The 26,571-nt window shown below is 69.9% G+C and carries 17 protein-coding genes and 1 pseudogene; 9 read left to right on the top strand and 9 right to left on the bottom strand.

Annotation, left to right across the window (positions count from 1 at the left end):
* Positions 1-85: 85 nt before the first annotated feature.
* The 4 genes from IPK27_22405 to IPK27_22390 form a co-directional block, all read right to left on the bottom strand.
* The gene (locus IPK27_22405; GenBank protein MBK8070257.1) at positions 86-439 is read right to left on the bottom strand and encodes a hypothetical protein; all 354 of its coding nucleotides are present in this window, start codon (positions 437-439) and stop codon (positions 86-88) included.
* Positions 436-2,040 carry a hypothetical protein gene (locus IPK27_22400; protein MBK8070256.1) on the bottom strand — a complete coding sequence of 535 codons (1,605 nt, stop codon included), beginning with the start codon at positions 2,038-2,040 and terminating at the stop codon, positions 436-438. Before IPK27_22400 ends, IPK27_22405 begins: the two co-directional genes overlap by 4 nt.
* A 302-nt stretch (positions 2,041-2,342) precedes the next feature.
* Complete coding sequence (locus IPK27_22395) at positions 2,343-5,309, bottom strand: cation-transporting P-type ATPase (GenBank protein ID MBK8070255.1); 2,967 nt, start codon at positions 5,307-5,309, stop codon at positions 2,343-2,345.
* A gap of 199 nt (positions 5,310-5,508) precedes the next feature.
* Positions 5,509-5,940, bottom strand: coding sequence for a hypothetical protein (locus IPK27_22390; protein MBK8070254.1), 432 nt, complete (start codon positions 5,938-5,940; stop codon positions 5,509-5,511).
* Between the two features lie 158 nt (positions 5,941-6,098).
* Here IPK27_22390 and IPK27_22385 point away from each other — a divergent pair, with 158 nt between their 5' ends.
* Positions 6,099-6,731 (top strand): response regulator transcription factor, encoded by a 633-nt coding sequence (locus tag IPK27_22385; GenBank protein MBK8070253.1) that lies wholly within the window; start codon positions 6,099-6,101, stop codon positions 6,729-6,731.
* Between the two features lie 53 nt (positions 6,732-6,784).
* Here the strand turns inward: IPK27_22385 and IPK27_22380 are convergent, their stop codons facing one another.
* Positions 6,785-9,856, bottom strand: coding sequence for an Rne/Rng family ribonuclease (locus tag IPK27_22380; GenBank protein ID MBK8070252.1), 3,072 nt, complete (start codon positions 9,854-9,856; stop codon positions 6,785-6,787).
* Positions 9,857-10,570: 714 nt separating this feature from the next.
* On the opposite strand from IPK27_22380, the gene IPK27_22375 reads away from it, so the two are divergent.
* Positions 10,571-11,503, top strand: coding sequence for an RluA family pseudouridine synthase (locus IPK27_22375; GenBank protein MBK8070251.1), 933 nt, complete (start codon positions 10,571-10,573; stop codon positions 11,501-11,503).
* A gap of 236 nt (positions 11,504-11,739) precedes the next feature.
* The gene (locus IPK27_22370) at positions 11,740-12,591 is read left to right on the top strand and encodes a tRNA threonylcarbamoyladenosine dehydratase (protein MBK8070250.1); all 852 of its coding nucleotides are present in this window, start codon (positions 11,740-11,742) and stop codon (positions 12,589-12,591) included.
* Positions 12,592-12,686: 95 nt separating this feature from the next.
* Here the strand turns inward: IPK27_22370 and IPK27_22365 are convergent, their stop codons facing one another.
* The 4 genes from IPK27_22365 to greB form a co-directional block, all read right to left on the bottom strand.
* Complete coding sequence (locus tag IPK27_22365; GenBank protein MBK8070249.1) at positions 12,687-14,459, bottom strand: acyl-CoA dehydrogenase family protein; 1,773 nt, start codon at positions 14,457-14,459, stop codon at positions 12,687-12,689.
* 388 nt (positions 14,460-14,847) lie between these two features.
* Positions 14,848-15,960, bottom strand: a complete 1,113-nt coding sequence (locus IPK27_22360; GenBank protein ID MBK8070248.1) for a cupin domain-containing protein — start codon at positions 15,958-15,960, stop codon at positions 14,848-14,850.
* A 47-nt stretch (positions 15,961-16,007) separates the two neighbouring features.
* The gene (purB, locus tag IPK27_22355; GenBank protein ID MBK8070247.1) at positions 16,008-17,372 is read right to left on the bottom strand and encodes an adenylosuccinate lyase; all 1,365 of its coding nucleotides are present in this window, start codon (positions 17,370-17,372) and stop codon (positions 16,008-16,010) included.
* Positions 17,373-17,634: 262 nt separating this feature from the next.
* On the bottom strand, positions 17,635-18,144 hold the full coding sequence (gene greB, locus IPK27_22350) for a transcription elongation factor GreB (GenBank protein MBK8070246.1): 510 nt from the start codon (positions 18,142-18,144) through the stop codon (positions 17,635-17,637).
* Between the two features lie 50 nt (positions 18,145-18,194).
* Between greB and IPK27_22345 the strand changes: the two are divergent.
* The 6 genes and pseudogenes from IPK27_22345 (at position 18,195) to IPK27_22320 (ending at position 26,422) form a co-directional block, all read left to right on the top strand.
* Positions 18,195-18,758: pseudogene (locus IPK27_22345) on the top strand (DUF72 domain-containing protein).
* 52 nt (positions 18,759-18,810) lie between these two features.
* Positions 18,811-19,080 carry a hypothetical protein gene (locus IPK27_22340; GenBank protein MBK8070245.1) on the top strand — a complete coding sequence of 90 codons (270 nt, stop codon included), beginning with the start codon at positions 18,811-18,813 and terminating at the stop codon, positions 19,078-19,080.
* Positions 19,081-19,173: 93 nt separating this feature from the next.
* A complete protein-coding gene (locus IPK27_22335) occupies positions 19,174-20,136 on the top strand; it encodes a GTP cyclohydrolase I FolE2 (GenBank protein MBK8070244.1) in 963 nt (320 codons plus the stop codon).
* Positions 20,137-20,434: 298 nt separating this feature from the next.
* Positions 20,435-22,552, top strand: a complete 2,118-nt coding sequence (locus IPK27_22330; GenBank protein ID MBK8070243.1) for a peptidase — start codon at positions 20,435-20,437, stop codon at positions 22,550-22,552.
* Between the two features lie 288 nt (positions 22,553-22,840).
* A complete protein-coding gene (thrA, locus tag IPK27_22325; protein MBK8070242.1) occupies positions 22,841-25,300 on the top strand; it encodes a bifunctional aspartate kinase/homoserine dehydrogenase I in 2,460 nt (819 codons plus the stop codon).
* A gap of 177 nt (positions 25,301-25,477) precedes the next feature.
* Complete coding sequence (locus IPK27_22320) at positions 25,478-26,422, top strand: homoserine kinase (protein MBK8070241.1); 945 nt, start codon at positions 25,478-25,480, stop codon at positions 26,420-26,422.
* Positions 26,423-26,571 lie beyond the last annotated feature (149 nt).

The following is a 26,571-nucleotide window of genomic DNA, read 5'->3' as shown; positions in this document are numbered from 1 at the left end:
AGCCACCGGCAGGACCGGGTGCGCGAACGGCAGGGCCAAGGCCGCGAACGGGTCCGCGCGTGGGGCCGGCCCGACTGCTCCGGAATCAGCGGGACTTCTCGTCGCCCTGGGTCCTGGTCCGCCGCGGCTTGCGGGCGCGCGACGGCTTGGTCTTGGGTCCGGGCGCGGCCAGGGCAGGCGTGCCGGCTCCGTCGAAAGCCTTTGCTTCGATCTCGGCGGCGACTTCGTCGCGCGCCTCCGCCCAGAGATCGCAGAGTTCCTCGGCGGTCTCTGCCAGTGCCAGCCGGAGTTTCTCGGCGCCGCGAGCCAGCGATTTCAGCGCGCGACGTCCCAGTTCGGGGTGCTTGAACGCAATCCAGGCGCCGGCTCCCGCCAGCGTGGCGACAGCGGCGACGGCCGCCACGGCGGCCGCCCGGCGGGCAACATCTTCGAGGCTCATGCGAGATCTCCGGGCAAGGCAGGGTTGGTTTCCAGGCGCCGCAGCGTCAATGCATCGACCATGCAGGCCAGTGCGACTACCTGGTGCAGTATCGCGCTGGCCTCCGGCGGCAACCAGCGCAGGGCCGAGGCGCACATCAGGGTGGAGTTGGCAATGCTGGCGAAGCGGATGCGTCGTTGCTCGCGGTGACCGATTGCGCAGGCGATTCCGCGCGCCCCGATGAGCGCCGGCAAAGGGTCGCCGAGCATCAGGAAATGCGCCGGCGAATCCGCGGCAACCGGCGCCAGCGTCACTGCGCCCGGGGGTACCTGGGCACGCCAGCCGGGGGCGAGCACGGCCAAGGTGCTGCCTTGCGCGGCGAGCCTTTCGAGAGCATCGCGCACTTCGTTGCGTGCCGCGGCGATGCGGCTGTCGAAACCACCAACCTGGGTCGGCGCTTCCGGGTGGGCAATCCTGACGATTCGCTTGAAACCGGCCGAACGCGCCTCGGCAAGTGCAGTCGCCAGCCCGGGGCGCAGTTCCAGGGATGCCACCAGGCAGCCGGCATCGGCGCCGTTGTGGCGCACCCGGAATACCCGGCGCCCGTTGCAGCTGTCGGAACGATCAGGCCGCAGGATCCATTCCCCGCCGGAAACGATGACCGCTCCCCGCTGCCATAGCGACTCGACAAGCGGGTCGCTCCAGACCGGGGATCTGCGAGATCCGCACAGCGCTGCGGCGATTGCTCCGAACTGGCGGCTGTCGCCCCGGAACTCGCTGGCATCCATCCGCCATTGATCCGCAACGACGACCCCGAGATCGTCGAGCACCAGGGTGTCTGCGCGTTTCAGGCGATCGAGGCCGTCCAGGTCGGCCATGACGGCACCCGCTCGTGCCAGCGCCCACGCCGCGCTGTTCCGCGCGAGCGGGGCCGCCAGGCTCAGGCCGGCATCGAGATCGGTTTCGAGCAGGGCGCCGGCCCGCGCCAGGTCGCCGGTAAAACCCAGGACCATGGCGGATACGGCCAGCGATACCGATCCATCCTGCGCGCCCTCGCGTGCCGTGCCGCGCGTGCGCAGCAAGTGCGCGATCTGATCGCGAACGTGGCTGGCGCTGGATTCCGCATACCGGGTGCGCACCGCCGCGATTCCCAATCCCGCCGCGATGGTGCTTCCGGCGGCGATCTCGCCTCCCGCGGTCATCTCCCGCAGGGCAGGGCCGCCGGTGGCATGCCAGGGCGGCAGCACCCGCACCTTGCCCGACAACAAGCGGACATCGGTCGCGACTGTCGAGCCCGCGAGGAGCCGGATTTCGTGGCCGACGTCGAGGGCATCGGCGCGCATGGTCCGCCACGAGCGTCCATCACGCACTCTGGAGGGGGTTGTAGGGTCCGGCTCCAGGTCCAGCAACAGACGCGAGGCCTCGGCTTCCTGCAATCTTGCCCAATGCTCCGCCAGGGCTTGCAGTCCCAATCCACTGAGGGCCGCCAAGGGATGTCCGCCCAGGCTTTGCGCGGCACGCGCAAGCAAGCTGCGCCACTCCTCGCCGCCGCGCGGCGGATGGCGCAGTGCGCGCAGCGTGAGGTTGGCCAATGCCAGTGCGACCTGACCCGTACGGGGCATTACGGGTGTCAGCGCCAGCGAGACTCCGGCAGACACAGCAGTGGTTGAGGGTGCCGCTGTCGGGCGTCGCCGGGTTCGGCTGCGCCACGGGGCCGCCATGAGTACCGCGAGAACGGCTTCACGCGTGCCGGCCATTCCGTCGTTCTGGACCACGACAGTTCGGCGGTGGGGATCGATCTGCACCGCGGTGCCGGGCAGGCGTTCAAGGTGGCCGCGCAGGGCGTCGAAATCCACGTCGCCCGGCATGCGGACCCGCAGGCGACGGCTGCTCTGATGCAGGACGACCAGTGTCTCCCGAGCCTTCATGCGTGGCTCTCCCGGATCGCGAGTTCGCGATCTTGCGTGCCGGGTGGCGGATTACGCGCGGGCAAGCGCTTGCGCGCCTCACGCCAGAGCGTCGGCGCGGCGCTTGCCGCGAGGATCGCGAGCCAGTCGCCGGGCGCCGGCATCGCAGTCCGCAACAGGCTGCGGAGCGGCGGCAGGGCCGTTGCCAACTGGGCCAGGATGGTCGCCAGGATCGTCACCACCAGGGTTCGGTTGTGGACCAGCGTCGCGGCAGTGATGGGCGCCTCGCTGCGGGCCGAGAATGCATGGATCAGCTGCGCCAGGGTCAGCGTCATGAAGGCCGGCGTACGCGCGCGAGGCCCGTCGCCATGGCGTGCCAGCGCGAAGCCGAACACCGCCAGCGTCGCCAGGGTGATGCGCCCGGCGTCGCTCGCGAGCAGCGGCCAGTCGGGTCCGCCGATCAGCGCCGCATCGCGCGCGAATGGCTTTCGCTGCAGGATGTCCGGCTCGGCAGGCTCCAGTCCGAGTGCTATCGCCGGGGAAATGTCGGTGGCAAGGTTGGTCCACAGCAGATGCAGCGGGTCGAAGGGTTCGGGCAGGCCGACTGCGGTGGTGGCGGCCACCGTCAGCAATTCGCTGAGGTTGGTCGCCAGGAGGTAGGACACGGCCTTGCGCACATTCAGGTAGGCGGTACGTCCCTCGCCGACGGCGAGCAGCAGGTCCTCCGGCGCATCGCCGCGCAACACCACATCGGACATCGCATGGGCAAAATCGGTCCCGGCAGACCCCATGGCGACGCCGACGTCGGCGGCCTTCAGCGCCGGACCGTCGTTGATGCCGTCCCCAGTCATCGCAACCACGTGCCCGCGCGCCTGCAGGGCGCGCACCAGGGCCAGTTTCATCGCCGGGGTTGCCCGCGCGAAGGCACTGGCCGACTCGGCGACGTCGCCCAGCGCAGCCGCGTCCTCGGGCAGGCGTCCGGCGTCGGCGAGGCGGCCCGGCGGAACCAGGCCAATGGCGTTCGCGACTGCCGCCGAAGTGCCAAGTTGATCGCCGGTGATCATCACTGGCCGGATTCCAGCTGCGCGGAAGGCGTTGAGCGTGGCCGCCACACCGGGCCGCAGCGGGTCCGACAGGCCAACCAGGCCAAGCCAGGTGAGCCCATCGGTGGCAGCCATGCGCACGCTGGTCTGGCGCTTGCAGGCCACCGCCAGCACGCGCAGGCCCTGTGCCGCAAGGCGCGCGTTCGCTGCCAGCAAGCGCCGGCGTGCGCGTGTGTCGAGCGGGATCTGGCGGACGCCGTCGTGCCAGTGGCTCGCCCGTTCCAGCACCTCCTGAGGTCGGCCTTTGACCGCCAGGAAGTAACGACTGCGGCCTTCGCAGTGCAGACTGACCATGTAGGGATGGTGCTCGGAGCGTTGCTTCAGGGCGCGGCGGGGACGATCCCGGCGAAGGGCGGCAACGCCGATCCCGGCAGCCGCGGCCAGATCCAGCAGCGCAAGCTCGGTCGCCGATCCTTGCCTCAGCCCTGCGTCCGCTTCGGCCTCGTTGCACAGCGTCAGCACGTCGAGGAAGTCGCGCGGCAGCGCTTCCAGGCCCTGCCAACTCCCGTCTTCCCGTGGCAGCCAGTTGCGCGAGGCGCCGACGATCGCGGCCACGCTCATGCGGTTCTGGGTCAGGGTGCCGGTCTTGTCGAGGCAGACCACGTCGACGGCGCCCAGGTTCTCGATCGCCCCAAGTTCGCGCGCGTAAACGCCGTCGCGGCGCATCCGGCGGATGCCGGTGGCCAGCAGGCTGGTCGCCACGGTCGGCAGGCCCTCCGGGATCGCGGCGACACCCAGCGACACCGCCGAGCGCAGCATCGGCACCAGGCCGCGCCCGCGCGCGAGTCCGAGCAGCAGGATTCCGCCGCAGGCCAAGCCCGCCGCCAGCCCCAGTTGGGTGCCCAGGCGGTCCAGGTCCACCTGCAGCTTGGTGCGTGGCGCGCGCGCGTGCCCGGCAAGCGCGCGGATCCGCCCGATCTCGGTGCGCTCGCCGGTGGCGACCACCAGCGCGAGGCCGCTGCCGCCGCTGACGATCGTGCCCATGTGGACCATGTTCGCGCGCTCGGCCAGGGGCCAGTCCGGCGGCAGGTCGTCGCGCGGCATCTTGCGCACCGGCATGCTCTCGCCGGTCAGCGTTGCCTCATTGGTGCCCAACCGGTGCGCTTCGATGACGCGGGCATCGGCCGCGATCCGCTCACCGGGGGACAGCACCAGCACGTCGCCCACCACCACCTGCTCGGCCGGGATCGTCCGCGGCTTGCCGTCGCGCAGCACCTTCGAAGTGGCGGGTGCCAGTTGGCGCAGGCTCTCGATCGTGCGCTCCGCGCTCCGCTCGGTCATGAAGCCGATGGTCGCGTTGACCCCCACCACGCCCGCAATGGCACCCGCATCCAGCCACGCGCGGCTGGCGGCCGAGATCGCGCCGGCGCCGACCAGCAAGGCGATCGGCAGGGAGGCGAACTGGGCGCGCAGCAATTCTGCATCGCTGCGCGCCGGCTGATCCGCCAGTCGATTCGCCCCGCAGGCGACCAGCCTGCGTTTTGCCTCCGCGCTGCCAATTCCGTTCGGATGGCTGCCATGGCGCTTGAGGCATGCACCCGCGCTTCCGGCATGCTCGACCGAGGCACTCCCGGCGTTGGCCGAGGGCGGCTTGGGACGCGCCGGCCTTCGCGGCGCCCGTGATGCAGTTGCACGCGCTGCCGCCGGTTGGGCCGACAGCAGCGCCGCAATTCGGTCTAGCACCCAGGGCAGCCTGGCCTGCGTGTCCGCGCCGCGCAGGTGTACCCGGCCGGTGGCCGCCGAACAGCGGATGCTCGCATGGCCCGGTTCCAGCATCGCTTGCAGTCGCTGTGCCAAGGCGGCGTTCCCGAGCAGTCCGCGCACCCGCAGGACCGCGGACTGCGAGGTGCGCTCGATGACCAGGACACCGGATTGCGACATGGGTGCTGAGACGAGGTTGGACCGCAAGCCTCACTGTAGTGGCAGTCTGTGACGCTCCGGCTGATGACGATCAATCCGGCCGCCGGGTTGCCTGCCGTTCGGAACACGCGCCGGCACGAGTCCACTGGTTTCCCGGCGACGCCACGGAGGAGGAATCCCCTGACACTGCCGGATCTGCCCCGCAAAACCCGCTCGAGCCTCAGTCGTCGATTGCGATCCGGGGCTTGCGCGTTCGCGCCGAGGCTCCGGGCTTGGCCGGCCTGGCCGACTTCGCTGGCTTGGGTGCCTTCGGTGGCTTGGGTGCCTTCGGCGGCTTGGCGGGCGGCAGTTGTTCCAGCGCCAGCAGCAGGGCTTCGTCGCTATGCAGGGCCAGCGCGTGCAGGCCGGCTCGCAGCAACTCGTTCTTGCGCGTCGGCCGGTCCAGCTCCTTGAGCCGTGCCTTCAGTATCCGCAGGCGCTCGAAGTCCGGTTCCGGCATCGTCAGGCGCGCCTTCTTTAGCGGTGGAAAGTCGGCCGGAGCTGCCACTGCTGCTTCGGCAGGCGCCGCCTTGCGCGTGAACTGGCCCGTGCGGTCGCGCCGGGCGGTGGTCGTAACCGGGCGCTTGCGCGCGGGTCGGGTCGGGGTGGTCATCGCAATCTCCAATGGGTACTCCACCCCGATTGATAGCAGTGGGGCGGCCGCGCTTGCCACCGGAGCGCAGATGACAGACACATGACATCGGGTATCTGGTGGCGCGGCCAGCTTCGGCGCATGATCGGTCACGGGCTCGGTCCGCCAAGGGGAACCGCATGCCCATCCGTGTCGCCATTGTCGACGACCACACCCTTGCGCGGGCCGGTTACCGCTTCCTGTTTGAGCCGGCTGGCGAGATCGAGATCGTCGCCGAGGGCGCGTCGGGTGAGGATGCCTTGCGCATCGCGCGCGAGCAGAAGCCGGATGTCATGGTGCTCGACATCAGCATGCCCGGCATCAGCGGGATCGAAGTGACCCAGCGGCTGGCGAAAGCCGGCTCGGCGGTGCGCATCGCAATCGTCAGCATGCACGGCGATGGGCCGCTGCCGAAGTTGCTGCTGGATGCAGGCGCGGCCGCCTACCTGAGCAAGGAATGCGACGGCAAGGAACTGATCGAGGCGGTGCGCCGGCTGGCGCGCGGCGAGCGTTACATCGCCGCCGCGATTGCGCAGCGGATGGCGCTGGCGCAGGGCGCCAGCAACGCGATCGACACCCTGACCGGGCGCGAGCTGGAAGTCGGGCTGATGTTCGGCCGCGGCATGCGCGCGGGTGAGATCGGCGAACGCCTGCACATCAGCGAGAAGACCGTGCACACCTACAAGTCGCGGATCTACGACAAGCTCGGCATCCACAGCGAGGCCGAACTGGCGCTGTGCCTGGTGCGCGCCGGGCTCATCAGCCAGGGCTGAGCAGGCCGTGCGGGCGCACCGCCCCGGCGTGCGGCCGGGGCGGTGGCGAGGGCTCAGGGCGCCGGCGCGGCCGCTTCGGTGCGCGCGGGCTCGCTGTCGGCGACGGGTTCGGCGCTGGCTTCCTGCGCTGGCGTCGCGTCGGCCGCGGCAGTGTCCTCGGCCGCTGCAACGGCTTCGGCGACGCGCTCCGAGGCCTGCGCGAACAAATCGCCCGAGCGCACCGGGGTCGTGGCCGCCGGGGCGGGCGGCGCTGGCGGCGTCGGAGCAACTGCTTCGACCGCGGCTGCGACCGCTTGCTCGACCACAGCGGGCGCGGCCTCGGCGACGCTGGCTGCCGTGGCCACCATTGCGGGCACGGCGGCAGCGGCTGGAACGCCGGCTGGTGGCTCCGTGGCCGCGGCCGGCGCCGTGTCGGGTTCCGGCGCGGATGCGGCGGCTGGCGTCGTCTCGACGACGGGCGTCGCTTCGGCAACGGGCTCCGCTGCGGCCACCGGTGCGGACACTTCGACTGGCGCCGTTTCAGCGACCTGCGCCGACGCTGCCGCCGGTGCGGCAGCGGCTGCCGCCGCGGTCACCGCTTCCGCAGCCGAATCGCCTGCGTCGTCGCCCTCGTCATCCTCATCGCCTTCGGAATCGCCCTCGCTGCCGGGCAGCGCGCTGCCATCGGCGGCGACCGCGTTCTCGTCGCGACGTCCACGGCGGCGGCGGCCACCGCGGCGGCGACGCTTGCGCGGTGCGCCTTCGGCTGTCGGCGTGCCGGCAGCAGCATGCGGGGTCGCTTCGCCCGCATTCCCGGCCACCGGGGAGGTCTCGACGGCGGCGTCCACCACCAGCGACACCGCGTCGGCTGCGGCAGGTGCCGCAGCGGCGGTCATCACCACGATCTCCTCGCCCTCAGGCCGTGCTTCGACCGGCTTCGGTTCGCGCGCTTCGCGCGGCGGGCGCGGCTGGCGTTCCGGACGGTCCTGGCGCTCGCCGCGTTCGGGGCGTTCGCCCCTGGGCTGCGCGCCGTCGCGCTGTGGCTGCTGTGGCTGCTGCGGCTGCTGCGGTGACTTTGCCTGCGGCTGCGCGGGCGAAGCCGGCGCGGCGGCCGCTTGCTGCTGCGGATTGCGCGGCTTGTCCGGGCGTTGCGACTTGCCATCGCGCGGGCGATCGGCCTGGGGGCCGCCACCGCCGCGTTCGGGGCGCTCGCCACGGTTCGGACGCTCACCACGTTCGCCACGCTCGCCACGTTCGCCGCGCTCCGGACGATCGCCGCGACGCTCGCGGCGATCTCCGCGATCGCCCGGCTTCTGCGGGCCGCGCGCGCTGCGATCGGTGGATGCATCGGCTGCCGGGCTCGCGGGCGTTGCCGGCGTAGGCTGCGCCGCAGGGGCGGCCGGGCTGCCACGCAACCAGCCCATGAAACGTGCCACCAGGCCCACATGCTGCGGCGGCGGCGCGATCTCGGGCGCCGGAGCGCGGGCTGCTGCGGCGACCGGTGCCGGCGCTGCTGCTTCAGGTTCTTCCTTGACCGGCGCCGGGGACTGCGGGCGGATGCCGCTGACCGCAGGTTGTTCCACCCACACCTCGGTGCCGCCGCCGGCCAGCGCCTTCTCGGCGTCGGCCGAAGCCGGCTGGCGCACGCGGCTGTAGCTCGGCCGGGTTTCACCCTCGACCTCGTTGGCGCGCACGCGCTGGATCTCGTACTCCGGCGTGTGCATGTACTGGTTGGCGATCACCACCACCGGGGTCTCGTGGCGCTGCTCGATGGCATTGATGGCCGCGCGCTTCTCGTTGAGCAGGAAGTTGGCGACCTCGGTCGGCACCTGGACCACCACCTGTCCGGTGTTGTCCTTCATCGACTGTTCTTCGATCAGGCGCAGGATCGACAGCGACAGCGACTCGACGCTGCGGATGCGGCCATTGCCGCTGCAGCGCGGGCAGGTGATCGCGCTCGACTCGCCCAGGCTCGGGCGCAGGCGCTGGCGCGACATCTCGAGCAGGCCGAAACGCGAGATGCGGCCGATCTGCACCCGCGCGCGGTCCAGCTTCATCGCGTCGCGGATGCGGTCTTCCACCTCGCGCTGGTGGCGCTGGCTTTCCATGTCGATGAAGTCGATCACCACCAGGCCGCCGACGTCGCGGATGCGCAACTGGCGCGCGATCTCCTCGGCCGCTTCCAGGTTGGTGTTGAACGCGGTTTCCTCGATGTCGCCGCCCTTGGTGGCGCGCGCCGAGTTGATGTCGATCGCGGTCAGCGCTTCGCCCGGATCGATCACCAGCGAGCCGCCGCTCGGCAGCCGCACCTGGCGCGAGAACGCGCTCTCGATCTGGCTCTCGATCTGGAAGCGCGTGAACAGCGGGGTGGAATCCTTGTACAGCTTGAGCTTGCGCAGGTTCGGCGGCATCACCTGCTGCATGAAGTCACGCGCTTCCTGGTAGACCTCCTCGCTGTCGACCAGGATCTCGCCGATGTCGTTGCGCAGGTAGTCGCGCAGCGCACGGATGATCAGCTTGCTCTCCTGATAGACCAGGAAAGGCGAGGGGCGCGACTTGAAGGCCTCGGCAATCGCCTGCCACAGCTGCGTCAGGTAATTCAGGTCCCACTGCAGTTCTTCGGCATCGCGGCCCATGCCGGCCGTGCGCACGATCAGGCTCATGCCGTCGGGGACGGTGAGCTGGTCCATCGCGTCCTTCAGCGCCTGGCGGTCCTCGCCCTCGATGCGCCGCGACACGCCGCCGGCGTTCGGGCTGTTCGGCATCAGCACCAGATAGCGGCCGGCCAGCGAGATGAAGGTGGTCAGCGCGGCGCCCTTGTTGCCGCGCTCCTCCTTTTCCACCTGCACCATGAGTTCCTGGCCTTCGCGCAGGATCTCGCGGATGTTGTTCTTCAGGCTGGTGCCCGGCGCGAAGTACTCGCGCGAGATTTCCTTCAGCGGCAGGAAGCCGTGGCGTTCACCGCCGTATTCGACGAAACACGCTTCCAGGCTGGGTTCGACGCGCGTGATCCGCGCCTTGTAGATATTGGATTTCTTCTGTTCCCGCGAAGGTATTTCCAGATCCAGGTCAAACAGCGCCTGTCCATCCACTACCGCCACCCGCAGCTCTTCCGGCTGCGTGGCGTTGATCAACATTCTCTTCATTTTTGTTGTGGCCCCTGCCGCTCGACCGCCGCGAACCGGACACCAGACCTGTGCGCCGCAGCCAGACCGGCCGGATGGCCATCGAGCAGGCGGCGCTGGGGTGCCCGGACAGGCGGGAACGCGCTTGAAAATCCTTGGGTTACGCAAGATCCCGTGCGGGACCTCGGGTCCTCCGCCCGACGGCCCTATACTGCCGGCTTCCTGGACGGTTCCGTCTGCCTGCTTCCATCGGAGGCAGGCAACCGGACTGCCCGATGATAACAAGCTCAGGCTGCGGAATCACCCCGGCCTCGTGCAACCTCCGGAATTCCCAGCAAAATGCGCAAAACCAGCAGCCGGACGCCCGGCCGCGGCACCCCGAGCGGGCCGCGAGGCAAGCAGAATTCGCGCCCGGCACCCGCCGGCCGCGGAAAATCGGACGGCCCGCGCCCGGCTTCCGGTGCACGCGGACGCCCCTCCGGTACCGCGGCGAAAGCGCCCGCCGCGCGCGCTGGCGTGTCCAGGTCGGCGGCCGCGCGTCCCGAAGGCCGTGCGGGCACCGGCGCGCGCAAGCCGGGATCGCGCACGGCCGCCCCGCGCGTGCGCGGTTCGATGGCCTCCGGCTTCCGCGGCGAGGCGCCGAGGGCGTCCGCCGGCCGCGATGCGACGCGCCCCGGGCCGTCCGATCGACGTCCGGCCAAGCCCAAAGCCGCCCCCGCCCCGCCCAAGGAAGCCATGCCGGCCGAGGTGCGGATCGAGACCGTCGACGCCGAGCGCGCCGGCCAGCGCCTCGACAACTTCCTGTCGACCCGCCTGAAGGGTGTGCCCAAGAGCGCGGTCTACCGCGTGCTGCGCACCGGGCAGGTGCGGGTCAACGGCAAGCGCGCCAAGCCGGAGACCCGGCTGGAAGGCGGCGACCAGGTGCGCATCCCGCCGATGCGGGTGGACGAGTCGGGCGCACCGCAGGCGCCGTCCGACTCGCTGCGCGAGACGCTGGCCCAGCGGGTGATCGCCGAGGACAACGATTTCATCGTGCTCGACAAGCCGCGCGGCCTGGCCGCGCACGGCGGCAGCGGGGTGTCGCTGGGCGCCATCGAGGCCCTGCGCGCCATCCGCCCGCACCAGGAGATCGAGCTGGTGCACCGCCTGGACCGCGACACCAGCGGCATCCTGCTGCTGGCCAAGAAACACAGCGCGCTGCGCAAAGTGCAGCAGATGATCCGCGAGAGCAAGGTCGAAAAGCGCTACTTCGCGCTGCTCAAGGGCTCCCCGGCGCGCGACCGTTTCGAGGTCGATGCGGCGCTGAAAAAGAACCAGTTGCGCGGCGGCGAACGCATGGTCGAGGTCGACGAGGATGACGGCAAGCCCTCGTTGTCGCGCTTCAAGGTGATCCAGCGTTTCGCCGACTGCACCCTGGTCGAGGTGCAGATCATCACCGGCCGCACCCACCAGATCCGCGTGCACGCGCTGCACGCCGGCCATCCGCTGGCGGGCGATCCGAAATACGGCGACGAAGCCTTCAACGCGGCGATGAAGGCGCGCGGCCTGAAGCGCCTGTTCCTGCACGCCCACAGCCTGCGCTTCCCCTGGGGCGAGCACGGCACCGAACGCCACTACACCGCGCCGCTGGCGGCGGAGCTGAAGGCGGTGCTGGAAACGCTGGAATAGCCGTGACCGCGTAGTCGGGTCGCCAGCGGCGCCGATGCTGACCCGGAAGCGCTGGGCGCTAAGCGGCACGGCTGGCAAAGGAGCGGCGCCAGCCGGATCTCGCAAAGGAAAGACAAGATCGCCGACAGAGTGGCGTATCCGGCATTCGACCGGCATTTTGTCTCTGGCCCGGTCAGGCAAGTTCTGGTTTTCCGCTCTTCCACCAACGTCCTACAGCCCTTCCACTGCCCAGCCCCATGTCCGAATCGCCATCCGCCCCCAGCCCCATCAACCCGCGCTACGCCGGCATCGCCCGCCTCTACGGCATCGACGGACTGTCGCGATTGCGCCGCGCGCATGTGGCGGTGATCGGGGTCGGCGGTGTCGGGTCGTGGGCGGCGGAGGCGCTGGCGCGCAGCGGGATCGGGCGCTTGACGCTGGTGGATGGCGATGAGGTCTGCCTGTCGAACACCAACCGCCAGTTGCACGCGCTGGATGGCAGTTACGGCAGGCTCAAGGTCGAGGTGCTGGCCGAGCGCCTGCGGGCGATCGATCCCGACCTGCAAGTCGATGCGCAGGCGCGCTTCCTGACGCCGTCGACGATGGACTCGCTGGGTGCCGGGTACGACTTCGTCCTCGACGCCTGCGACGCCTTCCGCGTCAAGGTCGAGATGATTGCGTACTGCCGCCGCAACAAGATCCCGCTGGTGGTCTCCGGTTCCGCCGGCGGGCGCACCGATCCCACCCAGGTCCGCGTGCGCGACCTGGCCAAGACCGAGCACGATGCGCTGCTCAGCCTGGTGCGCAAGAAACTGCGCGAGGAATTCCGCTTCCCGCGCGGGCCCAAGCGCTACTTCAGTATCCCGGCGGTCTACTCGCTGGAGAACGTGCGCTACCCCAGCAGCGACGGCGGCGTCTGCCTGGCCAAGCCCGACACCCTGGAAGAAGGCCGCCTGGACTGCGGCGGCGGCCTGGGTGCCGCGATGCACGTCACCGGTGCCTTCGCGTTTGCGGCGGTGGGGGAGGTGGTGAGGCGGTTGCTACGGAGCGGGGCCGGGGCACGGGCAGGGGGCTGGGGGAGGCCTGGCCAGAACGGGACTAGGCTCTGACGCTGGCTCGACCGGTTGCCGGCTCTTCGCTCAGGCGCGGACCAGGCAGCCTTCCCGTGCCCCGGCCCCGCCCTCCCCGCCCCGTCACCCGGGCTTCAAATCACATCCCACGGATAAGCGCCGTTCTCCAGCATGAAGCCGGCGAGCGCGTCGCGTTCCTCGTCCTCGTTGCGGCCCATCGAGCGGACGTTGCGGGCCATGCGGCGCTTGGCCTGCTGGGCGAAGATCGCGGCGATGGTGACCGCCTGCTGGCCGTTCTTCTTGTCCGACTTGCTCAAGGCGTCGGCGCGCGCGAGCACGCACAGGCCGATGAACAGGTCGATGGTGAGGTCGGCCACGCGCTTGAGCTGGTACTGCTCGTCGGCGATCTTCTTGCCGTGCAGCCGGAGCAGCGCGTCGGCGGCCTTGGACAGCTCCACCACGTACTTCTCGTAGACCAGCGCGGCCACTTTCAGGCGCGGGTCGAGCTTGGACAGGATCTTGTCGTTGCCGAAGCCGGTGCCCTGCCGCAGGCGCTTGCTGGCGTAGCTGGAGAGCACGCCGAAGCCCTTGATCGGGTTGTTGAAGATGTCGCCGACGGCGCTCTTCAGCTCGCCCAGCGAGGCGCCGACGTCCTTCAGGCCGGACAGCGCGATGTACAGCCGCAGGATTTCGTTGGTGCCCTCGAAGATCGACAGGATGCGGCTGTCGCGCGCCACCTGCTCGTAGGGGAATTCCTTCATGAAGCCGTTGCCGGCGGCAATCTGCAGCGCCTCGTAGGCGCAGCGCTGGATCGCCTCGCTGGCGTAGACCTTGCTGATCGCCGCTTCCACCGAATAGTCGTCGCAGCCCGAGTCGATGTAGTGCGCGACCATCCACACCGCGCTTTCCGCGGCGAAGCAGTCGATCGACATCTGCGCGATTTTCTCGCGCACCAGGCCGAAATCGGCGATCGGCTTGCCGAACTGCTTGCGGTCCTTGGCCTGTGCGGTGCTGAGCGCGATCAGGGTCTTCATGCCACCGACCGCGCCGCCGCCGAGGCCAGTGCGCCCGTTGTTCAGGATGCCCATCGCCACCTTGAAGCCCTTGCCCTCGCCGCCGAGCACGTTCTCGGCCGGCACGCGCACGTCCTGGAAGGCGACGGTGGTGGTGGACGACGCGCGGATGCCCATCTTGTCCTCGTGCGGGCCGTGGCTGACGCCCGGCCAGGCGGCCTCGACGATGAAGGCGGTCATCTTGCCGTCGGGCGAGTCGGTCTTGGCGAACACCGTGTACAGGTCGGCGATGCCGCCGTTGGTGATCCAGATCTTCTCGCCGTTGAGGGTCCAGCTGCCGTCCTCGTTCTTCTTCGCGGTGGTACGGATCGAGGCCGCATCCGAGCCGGCGCCCGATTCGGTCAGGCAGAAGGCCGCGATCATCTCGCCCGAGGCGAGCTTGGGCAGGTAGCGCGCCTTCTGCTCGTCGTTGCCGCTGAGCAGGATGCCCTTCATGCCGATGGACGAATGCGCGCCGATCGTCAGCGAGACCGAGCTGTCGTGCCGGCTGGTCTGCGACAGCACCCGCGCGTAGGCCGCGTTGGACAGGCCCAGGCCGCCGTGTTCTTCCGGGATGATCAGGCCGAACAGGCCCATGTCGCGCAAGGATTGGATGAACTCGGCCGGCTGGTGCGCCTCCTTGTCCCACTTCTTCAGGTCCGCGTGCTGCGGCGCGAGGAAGTCGTCGATAGAGTCCGTCATCATCCCCAGCAGCTCGCGGTCGCGTTCGCGCATGACCGGGTAGGGGAACAGGTTTTCTTCCAGGATTTCCCCGAAAAACAGGTTTTTGGCCGCGCTCTGTTCGGTGCGCAGGCTGCTTTCGACGGCCGCCGCACGCTCGCTGGTTTCACTCATGGCAGGGCTCCCTCAAGCCGCTGTGGATACGCCGAGTGTCAACCGGAAAGCGCGAGCGAGCAAGCGCCCGAGGTCATCGGCGAGAGAGCAATTGCTCAGGCGTGTTCGCGCGGGGAGGGAGAAAAAGCGGACGCAGAGAACGCGGAGGAAAAGCAGAGAGGGCGCGGAGAAAGCGGGATGGGTGTGCAACTGGGCCGGCTGCCCCACGGCGGGCCCAGGTCGCCGTGAACGTGCGCTTATTCGCGCATCGACTGTCGCGGCACACCGGCCAATATTCTTGCGCAGGCGCAGGCAGTAAAGCGCCCGGTGCGTGCGCTGCTGGCGGTGGTCTCTCAGCCGGGTGCTTCGCTCTTCTTTGCGCCGGAGAACCGCCGCGCGGTACTCCGGCCTACGCCAGCCAGCCTCGGCGCACCAGGTCCAGCAGCGCCGTGCGATCGCCCTCGCCGAGCGCGGCCCACGCCGACTGGTCGACGGTCGCATCGGGCTGGCACAACCGTCGCGCCATTTCCACGCTCATTCTCACCGCATCCCCGCCGCCGTGCAGCCGCGCAGCATCGCCATCGCGGCTGTAGTTCAGGCGCACGCTCTGGCTGACACTCAGCGCGGCGCCGCGCGCCAGGCGTTGCGCCAGTTGCGCCGGGCTGATGCGCCGCGGCCGCGGCTGCTCGGCGGCGCGGTAGACGCTGAGGAAACGCCCGAACCAGTCGGCCAGCGCCGCGTCGTCCATTTGCAGCGCCGAGGACAGGGTGGCGCGCACGCGACCTAGCGTTGCCGCATCGATTTCGCCCGGATCCGCCACCGGTTTGAGGTCCGGATCGGCGTAGCGGATCGATTCGTCCAGGTCCAGCGCCTGCTGCGCCGCGAAGGCGGCCAGCATCTCCGCGGCGCTCGGTGCGCGCATGCCGAGCGAGAGTGTCAGGCACTCGGTTTCGGCCACGCCGTTGTGCGGCACGCCGGGCGGCAGGTAGAGCATGTCGCCCGGCTCCAGCACCCAGTCGTGGCTGGCGTCGAAGGACTGCAGCAAGCGGATTGGCGCGTCGTCGCGAAAGCCCAGCGGCGGATTCGGCCGCGCGTCGATCTGCCAGCGGCGCTGGCCCAGGCCCTGCAGCAGGAACACATCGTACTGGTCGACATGCGCGCCGACCGAGCCGCCCGGCACCGCGTAGCTGATCATCACGTCGTCGACGCGCCAGCGCGGCAGGAAGTCGACCAGTCCGAGCAGCGCGCGCACTTCGGGATCCCAGCGGTCCACGTCCTGCACCAGCAGGGTCCAGTCGCGCTTGCCGAGGTCGGCGAAGCGCTCCTCGGCGAAGGGGCCGTTCTCCAGCTGCCAGCGGTCGCGCCGACGGTCGTGCCGGATCAGGCGCCCCAGGGTGCCCTCGATGCAGGAAAGGCCGGCCAGGTCATCCGGCGACACCGGCGAGACGAACCCGGGCAGCGCCTGGCGGATCAGCAGCGGGCGCTTCTGCCAGTAACCGCGCAGGAAGGCGGCCGGGCTCATGCCGAGCGGCTTGCTGGCGCTCCCGCGCACCTCGATGGGCCATGTCTTCACGATTTGCGCGCCAGTTCAGCAGCCAGTCCAGTGTAGCCGCCCGGCGTCAGTGCGAGCAGGCGTTCGCGTGCCTCGGCTGGCAGCTCGGTCAGGCCCTCGACGAAGCTGCGCATCGCCGCGGCATCGATGCGCGCACCGCGGGTCAGCGCCTTCAGGCGTTCGTAGGGCTCAGGGAGGCCGTGGCGACGCATCACCGTCTGCACCGCCTCGGCGAGCACTTCCCATGCCTGGTCCAGGTCCGCCGCCAGCCGCTCCGGATCCGGCCGCAGCTTGGCCAGGCCCCGCTCCAGCGAACGCAGGCCGACGAGCAGGTAGCCGAAGGCGCTGCCCAGGCTGCGCAGCACGGTGGAATCGGTGAGGTCGCGCTGCCAGCGGCTGATCGGCAGCTTCTCGGCGAAATGGCCGAACAGCGCGTTGGCCAGGCCGAAGTTGCCTTCGGCGTTCTCGAAGTCGATCGGGTTGATCTTGTGCGGCATGGTCGAGGAACCCACTTCGCCCTCGACCCGTGCCTGGCGGAAATAGCCGAGCGAGACATAGCCCCAGATGTCGCGGCAGAGGTCGATCAGCACCGTGCCGAGGCGCCGGCAGGTGTCGGACAGTTCGGCGACGAAATCGTGCGGCTCGATCTGGGTGGTGTGCTCGTTCCAGCTGAGCCCCAGCGATTCGACGAAGGCGCGCGACAGCGCCGGCCAGTCGACCTCCGGATAGGCCACCACGTGCGCATTGAAGTTGCCCACCGCGCCATTGATCTTGCCCAGCAGCGGCTGCGCCTCGATCTGGCGGAACTGGCGCTCGATGCGCGCGACCACGTTGCGGATCTCCTTGCCGAGCGTGGTCGGCGAGGCGGTCTGCCCGTGGGTGCGCGACAGCATCGGCACTGCGGCGTTGTCGTTGGCGAGCGTGCGCAATCCCATCAGCACCCGCGTCAGCGCCGCCACCAGCACGCCCTCGCGCGCATCCTTCAGCATCAGCGCGTAGGCGAGGTTGTTGATGTCCTCGCTGGTGCAGGCGAAATGCACGAACTCGCTGACCTTCGCCAGCTCCGGCTGGGTGGCCAGCTGGCGCTTGATCCAGTACTCCACCGCCTTGACGTCGTGGTTGGTGGTCGACTCGATCGCCTTGACCTCGGCGGCATGCGCCTCGCTGAAGTCCTCCGCCAGCCGGCGCAGGAAGGCGATCGCGTCGGCCGACAGCGCCGGGACTTCGGCGATCGCCGGATCGGCGCCCAGCGCTTCCAGCCAGCGCAGTTCCACCAGCACGCGGCGGCGGATCAGCCCGTACTCGCTGAAGATCGGGCGCAAGGGTTCGACCTGGCGCGCGTAGCGGCCGTCGAGCGGAGACAGGGCGGTGAGGGCGGTCATGGGCGGGAAGGTGGGGAAAGAGGTGGGGGATGATAGGGGCTGGAGTGCCCGAGAGGCGGGGTGGAGGAGCGGGGGAGGTGAAGCGGGGCAGGGGGACGAGCCGTGGGGCTAACGCGGAACATTGTCGCGGTCTGGACAGGGTCATGCTCCAGCTCATTCGCTGCTCGCGGACCATCGCCACACTTCGAAGAAAGGTCGAAGCCAGGTGCAGGTCCCCTGACCCCTGCCCCGCTTCACCTTTCCCGCTTCACCTCGCCCCTCCTCACCCCTCATACCTCACCGCCACGATCACGAAGCGCGCCCGTCCACCAGGCAGCTCGGCCTCGAACTCGTCGTCGATGCGGCGCTTCAGGGCGGCGCGGGCGATCGGGGAGTCGATGCTGATCCAGCCTTGGGCGGCGTCGGTTTCGTCGGGGCCGACGATGCGCACGCGCAGTTCGCGATCGTCGTCGATGCTTTCGAGGTGCACCCAGGCGCCAAAGTAGACCGCAGTGCGATCGCTCGGCAGGGTGTCGACGACCTTGATGTGTTCGAGCCGCCGGGTCAGGTAGCGCACGCGCCGGTCGATCTCGCCGAGCTGGCGCTTGCGGTAGGTGTATTCGGCGTTCTCCGAGCGGTCGCCCTCGGCCGCGGCGGCGGTCAGCGCGGCGACGACCTCAGGGCGGCGCACGCGCCAGAGCTGGTCCAGTTCAGTGCGCAGGCGTTCATACCCGGCGCGCGTGATCACGGCGGTCGACGGGGGCTGCGGGGGACGGTAGCGGGTGCCTGCCATGGCGGATTTCCTGGGTTTGATCGCTGCGGTGTGCGGCGTAGGATGCCGCGATGACTGCGATGCTGCGAATCGGATGCCCGGTGTTCGCCTGCGGCGACTGGCGCGGCCAGTTGTTCACCCGTGGCGCCGAGCGCAAGGATTATCTGCGTCAATACGCCGAGGTTTACCCCACCGTCGAGGGCAATTCCAGCTTCTACGCCCTGCCCAGCGTGGCCGCGGTGGACCGCTGGCGCGCGGAGACGCCGGGGCATTTCCGCTTCTGCTTCAAGTTCCCCAGCGACATCACCCACCGCCTGATGCTGCGCCAAGCGCGCGCGGAGACCCACGCCTTCCTCAAGCTGATGGCGCCGCTGGCCGAGCGCCTCGGGCCGTTCATGATCCAGCTCGGCCCGCGTTTCGGCGCGGCCCAGATCGACGTGCTGCGCGGCTTCCTGCGCGAGCTGCCAGGCGAGTTCCAGTACGCCGTCGAGGTGCGCCACCCGGATTACTTCGACCAGGGTCCGAACGAGGCCGCGCTGCACGAGCTGCTGCGCGAGCGGCGCATCGACCGCTGCGTGTTCGACACCCGCTGCCTGCACGCGGGCAGCGCGCACGATCGCAGCACTGCCGAGGCGCAGGCGCGCAAGCCCGCGCTGCCGCTGCGCGCTGGCGGTGGGCGAGCGCCCGATGGTGCGATTCGTCGCGCAGAACGAGGCGGCGAGTGCGGAGGCCTGGCTGGACGACTGGATCCCGGTGCTGGCGAACTGGTGCCGCGCCGGGCTGGAACCGTATTTTTTCACCCACACGCCGGACGACCGCCAGGCGCCGCTGCTGGCGCGTCGCGTGCACCAGCGAGTGCGCGAGCTGCTGCCCGCGTTGCCAACGCTGGCAACCTTCCCGGGCGAGCGCGAGGCGGCGGCGCGGCCGCCGGCGGCCGGTCAGCTGTCGCTGTTCTGAGCCGCAGCACGGAAACCCCGGCGTATCCTTCTCACCTTGCAGTCATGCGGCCTGGGTTATCAAACGCACAGGCCATCGCCCGTGGAGCCGTCGATGAAGCATCCCGAGTCCGCCATCCGAGTCATGCCCGACGTTGCCAGCGGCATCGCCGCGGACCACGCCGGCGCGCTCGAATGGGTGGGCATGGACGCGATGGAAATGCCGCTCTCGCTACTGAATGCGGACGGACACATCGTGCAGTCGCCGGCGCGCGTGGCGGCCTTCGTCAACCTGGCGCAGCCGCAGGCGCGCGGCATCCACATGTCGCGGCTGTACCGGCATGTCGAGCAGGCGTTGTCCCAGGACACGCTGACGCCGCGCCTGCTGCACAAGCTGCTGCGCGATTTCCTCGACTCGCACCAGGACCTGAGCGACCGCGCTCAGGTGCGCATCCAGTTCGACCACTTGCTGCGCCGGCGCGCGCTGGTCAGCGACAGCCACGGCTGGCGGCGCTACCCGGTGACCGTCTCGGCGCAGCAGGAGCGCGGGCACTTCGCGCTGGAGCTGGCGCTGGAAGTGGTCTATTCGAGCACCTGCCCGGCCTCGGCGGCGCTCGCGCGGCAGCTGATCCAGCAGCAGTTCCGCATGGATTTTTCGCCCGTTGCGCCGCTGGATCACGCCCAGCTGGCCGATTGGCTCGGCAGCGAGCAGGGCATCGTCGCCACCCCGCACGCGCAGCGCAGCCGCCTGCAACTGCGCGCGCGGCTGCATCCGAGCTTTCAGGACCTGCCGATCGCCGACCTGATCGATCTGCTCGAACAGGCGCTGAAGACGCCGGTGCAGACCGCAGTCAAGCGCGAGGACGAGCAGGCCTTCGCGCGCCTGAACGGCGCCAACCTGATGTTCTGCGAGGACGCCGCGCGCCGCGTGCGCAGCGCGCTGCTGGGGGATTCCCGCATCGCCGACTTCTGGGCGCGCGCAGTGCACCAGGAAAGCCTGCACCCGCATGACGCGGTGGCGGTGGTGTGCAAGGGCGTGGCCGGCGGCTACGGGCCGCAGACCGGGTGGGTGGGCTGATTTGCCCTGCGGACCCGGGCGGGGGGGGGGGACGCGCGCACGCACGCCCGCACGGGCGGCGGGGCCGCGCCCCCCCGCCCCCCCCCCCCCCCCCCCCCCCCCCCCCCCCCCCCCCCCCCCCGGGCCCGGCGCCCGCCCCCGGCCTTGCGCGGTCCGTTCGGGGGGCCCCTGGGCGGGTGGGATCGTGATGAATCCGTGACTAACGGGTCATTCGCCGCGCCGCGCTTTGCGCTAGTTTCCGCGGCCACCCGCGGCGGCCCTGTCCGGTGCCCGCGTTTCCCGCCCACAAGGAATTTCCGTGATCCGTTCCTCGCTCAAGCCCCTTTCCCTGGCCGTACTGGCCGCGCTGACGCTGGCCGCATGCGGCGGCGAGCAGCCCGCTGCGACCGCGCCGGCTGCTGCCCCGACCGCCGCCGCGCCCGCGGCGCCGCAGGCCCTGACCATCGACGAGGCCGCGCTGCCGGCGCTGCCCGCCTTCCACGCCAGCGACCTGGACCCGGCCGTCGGCGCCTGCACGGACCTCAACGGACACGTCAACAGCAAGTGGCTGGCGGCCAACCCGGTGCCGGCCGACCGCACCACCTGGGGCAGCTTCGAGATGCTCGGCGAGCGCTCGCTCGGGGTGCAGAAGCAGATCGTCGAGAACCTCGCCGGGCGCAGCGATGTGGCCGGCGTGGAGAAGGTGATCGGCGATTTCTGGGCCACCGGCATGGACGAGGCGGCGATCGAAGCCGCCGGCCTCAAGCCGATCCAGCCGCTGCTCGACGAGATCACGGCGCTGGCCTCGGCGCAGGACCTGGCCGCCTACATCCGCAAGTCGCATTCCGAAGGCCGTCCGGTGATCTTCGGCTTCGGCGGCGAGTCCGACTTCAAGGATTCCAGCCAGGTCATCGCCTATGTGATGCAGGACGGCCTCGGCCTGCCGGACAAGACCTACTACGCCGGCGACGCCCACAAGGCCGAGCGCGAGGCTTACCAGGCCCACATCGCCGCCGTGCTCAAACTGGCGGGCGCCGATGACGCTGCCGCGCAGGCGCAGGCCGCCGCGATCATGGCGATCGAGACGAAGCTCGCCGAGGTGTCCTACTCCACCGAGGAGATGTCGCGCGACGTCTCCAAGTACTACAACCCGGTCAGCGTGGCTGACGCCGATGCCAAGACCCCGCTGCTGCCCTGGGGCGAGTTCTTCGCCGCCAACGGCATGGCCGCGCCGGCGCATTTCTCGCTGTCCAACCCGGCCTTCTTCGAGCGCGTCAACGGCATGCTGAGCGAGGTGGCGATCGCCGACTGGCAGGCCTACCTGCGCTTCAAGACCATCGACGGTGCCGCGCCTTTCCTCGGCAAGGCCTATGCCGACGCCAACTTCGAGTTCTACGGCAAGACCCTGCGCGGCCAGCAGGAGCAGAAGCCGCGCTGGAAGCGGGTGCTCGACACCGTCAACGGCACCGTTGGCGAGGCGCTGGGCGAGATCTACGTCAAGGTGGCCTTCCCGCCGGAATCCAAGGCGCAGATGGAAAAGCTGGTCGCCAACCTGTCGACCGCGCTCAAGGGCCGTCTGGAGAACCTGGCATGGATGACGCCGGAAACCCGCGCCAAGGCGATCGAGAAGTGGTCCACCTTCACGCCCAAGATCGGCTACCCGGACAAGTGGCGCAGCTGGGACGGCCTGTCCACCACGCGCGACAGCTACATCGCCAACATCATGGCCGCGGCCAAGTTCAACCACGCTTACCAGGTGTCCAAGATCGGCAAGCCGAAGGACAAGAGCGAGTGGGGCATGACGCCGCAGACGGTGAATGCCTACTACAACCCGCTGCAGAACGAGATCGTGTTCCCGGCGGCGATCCTGCAGCCGCCGTTCTTCGACCCGAAGGCCGACCTCGCCACCAACTACGGCGGCATCGGCGCGGTGATCGGCCACGAGATGCTGCACGGCTATGACGACCAGGGCAGCCGCTTCGACGCCAAGGGCAGTTTCGCCAACTGGTGGCAGCCGAGCGATGCCGAGGGCTTCAAGTCCAGGACCACGATGCTGGTCGAGCAGTTCAACGGCTACGAGGCGCTCGCCGGCAAGTTCGTCAATGGTTCGCTGACCCTCGGCGAGAACATTGCCGACCTCGGCGGCCTGACGGTCGCCTATGACGCGCTGAAGCTGGCGCAGGGCGAAGGCTTCGTCGATCCGATGACCGACGGTTTGACCCAGGACCAGCGCTTCTTCATCAACTGGGGCACGGTGTGGCGCCGCAACTTCACCGAGAAGGAACTGGCCGTCCGCCTGGTCACCGACTCGCACGCCCCGGCGCGCTTCCGTGCCAACGGTGCGCCGAGCAACATGCCGGCCTTCGCCACCGCCTTCAGCTGCAAGGCAGGCGACCCGATGGTGCGTGGCGAGGACCAGCGCATCGCGATCTGGTGATCGCGTCTGGCAGGTAGCCCGGTGTGCGCGCGCAGCGCGTTCACCGGGTACTTGCCGCAAGCACCCGGGGAACCGCAGGCGCGGTACTCCGGGCTACGCAAGACAACCGCAGCCCCGCGCAGGCCCGTCCTGCGCGGGGCTGCGCCGTCTTGCGCCTGCGCATTCGATTGCAGACGCTACTTCGCCCATTCGCCGATTGCTTCCTCAGGGCCACCTCTGGCAGTTTCGTGTGAACGGAGCGTAAGGAGAGGGACGCTTCGCCGCATCCAAAAACCAGGAAGTCGCCCCATGCGGTGGATCGCCCACAAGTTCGGCGGGTCCAGCGTTGCCAACGCTGCCCGTTACCAGACCGTTGCGCGCCTGATGGCCGCGCGCCCCGACGAGGCCCAGGTGGTCGTCGTCTCGGCCATGCAGGGCGTCACCGACACGCTGATCGGGCTGACCCGCACCGCCGCCGCCAAAGGCGACTGGTCGCTGCAGATGGCCGCGCTCAAGCAGCGTCACCTCGACACCGCCGCCGAACTGCTCGGCCATGAAGCCGCGGCCTTCGCCACCGCGCTGGACCAGAGTTTCGCCGACCTCTCACACTTGCTGCGCGGGGTGGAGTTGCTGGGCACGGTGCCGGCCGAGATCGAGGAACTGGTCTCGGGCCTCGGCGAGGTCTGGAGTGCACAGATGCTCGCCGCGCATTTCCGCGCGCAGGGCGAGGGCGCGGTGTTCCTTGATGCGCGCGAAGTGCTCAGGGTCACCCACACCGAGCTGAACGTCGCGGTCGAATGGCTGCCGAGCGAGAAGCGCGTCGCCGAATTCCGCCGCACGCACCCGGCGCGCCGCTATGTGGTCACCGGCTTCATTGCGCGACGGCTGGCCGACGAGCGCATCACCACCCTCGGGCGCAATGGCAGCGACTACTCGGCGAGCATCTTCGGCGCGCTGTTCGACGCCGCCGAGATCCATATCTGGACCGACGTCGACGGCGTGCTCTCGGCCGATCCGCGGCGCGTGCCCGAGGCCATCGTGCTCGATCACGTGACCTACGAGGAAGCTTTCGAGCTGGCCTATTTCGGCGCCAAGGTGATCCATCCGCAGACGATGGCGCCGGCCACCGCCAAGGGCATCCCGGTGTTCATCCGCAACACCTTCAACCCGGACCATCCGGGCACGCGGATCGACTCCGAAGGCGGCGCCGAGCCGCCGATCAAGGGCATCACCACCATCGGCGGCATGGCCCTGGTGACCATCGAGGGCGCCGGCATGATCGGCGTGCACGGCACCGCCGAGCGCGTGTTCGCCGCGCTGCGCGATGCGCGCATCTCGGTGACGATGATCTCGCAGGGCTCATCCGAGCACTCGATCTGCTGCGTGATCCAGGGCGGCGATGCCGACCGCGCGCGCGATGTGCTGGCGGATGCCTTCGCGCGCGAGATCCAGCGCGGCCAGATCCAGCGCGTGATCAGCGAGAAAGGCATCAGCGTGCTCGCGGTGGTGGGCGAGGGCATGGCCGGCACGCCGGGCATCTGTGCGCGGCTGTTCAACGCGCTCGGACGGGCCAAGGTGAATGTGCGCGCGATCGCCCAAGGTTCCTCCGAGCGCAACATCTCGGTGGCGATCGCCGAGGGCGAGGCCACCCGCGCACTGCGCGCGGTGCACGCCGGCTTTTACCTGTCGGCCCAGACCATCTCGATCGGCATCATCGGCCCCGGCACCGTGGGCCAGGCACTGGTGCACCAGATCGCCGAGGCGCGCGCGCGGCTGCACCGCGAGACCCACCTCGACCTGCGCGTGCGTGCCATCGCCACGTCGAAGCAGATGCTGCTGGACGAGCAGCAGGTGGACCTGCCGAACTGGCGCGCGCACCTGGGCGAGCGCAGCCTGCCGGTGGACCTGGACGCCCTGGCGCGCCATGTACACGCCGAGCACTTGCCGCATGCGGTGATCATCGACTGCTCCGCCAGCAGCGCGGTGGCCGACCACTACCCGAAGTGGCTGGCCGCCGGCATCCACGTGCTGACGCCGAACAAGCAGGCGGGTGGCGGCCCGCTGGAGCGCTACCACGCGGTGCAGGCGGCGGCGAAGAGCGGTCGCGCGCGCTGGCGCTATGAGGCGACGGTCGGCGCCGGCCTGCCGGTGATCGGCACCCTGCGCGATCTGATCGACACCGGCGACAAGATCGAGCGTATCGAAGGCATCTTCTCCGGCACGCTGGCCTATTTGTTCAACCGTTTCGACGGCCAGGCGCCGTTCTCGGAATTGGTGCGCCAGGCCAAGCAGGCCGGCTACACCGAGCCCGATCCGCGCGATGACCTCTCGGGCCTGGACGTGGCGCGCAAGCTGGTGATCCTGGGCCGCGAGATGGGCCTGGAACTGTCGGTGGACGATGTGCATGTCGAGAGCCTGGTGCCGGCGGAACTGGCGAACGCCAGCGTCGACGGCTTCCTGCAGGGGCTGTCCTCCTTCGACGAACCGATGCGCCAGCGCTTCGAGGCCGCGCGCGACAACCACCAGGTGCTGCGCTACTGCGCGGTGCTGGATGCCAGCGGCCGCGCCGAGGTGGCGTTGAAGGCGCTGCCGGCCTTCCACCCCTTCGCGCACATCGCGCTGACCGACAACATCGTCTCCTTCGCCACCGCGCGCTATCGCAACAACCCGCTGATCGTCCGTGGCCCGGGCGCCGGGCCCGACGTCACCGCGGCCGGCGTGTTCGCGGACTTGTTGCGCGTGGCGGCTGGGTTGGGGGCGGCGCTGTGAGGGCTTACGAGGGCACGAGGGCACGAGGGCACGAGGGCACGGTGAAGCTGACTCGCGTCTGCAATTGGAGCATCGTCGCCGAAATGACTTCGGTTCCCGTGAGGGCCGGTTGCTTGCGTGGCTCGCGTGCCCTCGTGCCCTCGTGCCCTCGTGCCCTCGAATCGAAGGAGCCGTGCAATGTCGGCTGACACCAACGTCCGCTCCGCCACCGCCTTCTCCCCCGCCAGCGTCGGCAATGTCGGCGTGGGCTTCGACCTGCTCGGGCATGCGCTGGAAGGTATCGGCGACACGGTGACGGCCACGCGGATCGACGAACCGGTGGTGCGGGTGACGTCGATCGGCGGGGTGGTGACCGATCTGCCCTTTGACCCGGAACAGAACACCGCGGCGCGCGCGGTGGCGGCCTGGCGCGCGGCGCTGGGGCTGGAATTCGGGGTGGAACTGGCGATCGAAAAGGGCATTCCGCTGGGCTCGGGCCTCGGCGGCTCGGCGGCTTCGGCCACCGCGGCGCTGACCGCGGCGAATGCGCTGCTGGCGGAGCCACTGACGCCGGCACAACTGTATCCCTACGCGATGGAAGGCGAGCGGGCGGCGAGCGGCAGCCTGCACGGCGACAATGTCGGCCCGCAGTTGCTCGGCGGGCTGGTGCTGGCCACCGCCGACCGCGTGGTGCCGATCCCGGTGCCGCCGGGCCTGGTCGCCGTGGTGGTGCATCCGCATTTCGTGCTGGAGACGCGCAAGGCGCGCGAGGCGCTGCGCGGGGTCTACGCGTTGAACGAATTCGTCGCCCAGAGTGAGGGCCTGGCGCTCGTGCTGGCCGGCTGCTTCCGCGGCGACTACGAGCTGATCGGCCGCGGCCTGAAGGATGTGCTGGTCGAACCGCGCCGCGCCGCGTTGATCCCGGGTTTCGCCGAGGTCAAGGCCGCCGCGCTCGCCGCCGGCGCCCTCGGCGCCTCGATCTCCGGCGCCGGCCCCAGCGTGTTCGCCTGGTTCGCCGACCGGGAACGCGCCGCCGACGCTGGGCTCGCCATGGCCAAGGCCTTCGCCGGCGCCGGCCTGGCCAGCGATATCATCGTCAGCGCGGTGGCCAATGCGGGAGCGCAGGTGGTGAGCCGGGGCTGAGCCAGGAGCGGGGGTGAAGAAGCGGGTGAGGGGGCAGGGGACCGAGCCCATCGCGCTGTCGGACTTCAACGCCGATCGCCAGCTTCAGAATTCATCAGGTCCTTTCCATGCCGCAAGCCTAGTCCCCTGACCCTTGCCCCTCGCCCCGT

This window comes from Rhodanobacteraceae bacterium (assembly GCA_016713135.1).
Classification (GTDB): Bacteria; Pseudomonadota; Gammaproteobacteria; order Xanthomonadales; family SZUA-5; genus JADKFD01.
Note: the sequence above shows the minus strand (reverse complement) of the source record. Positions and strands in the feature narration are given on the sequence as shown.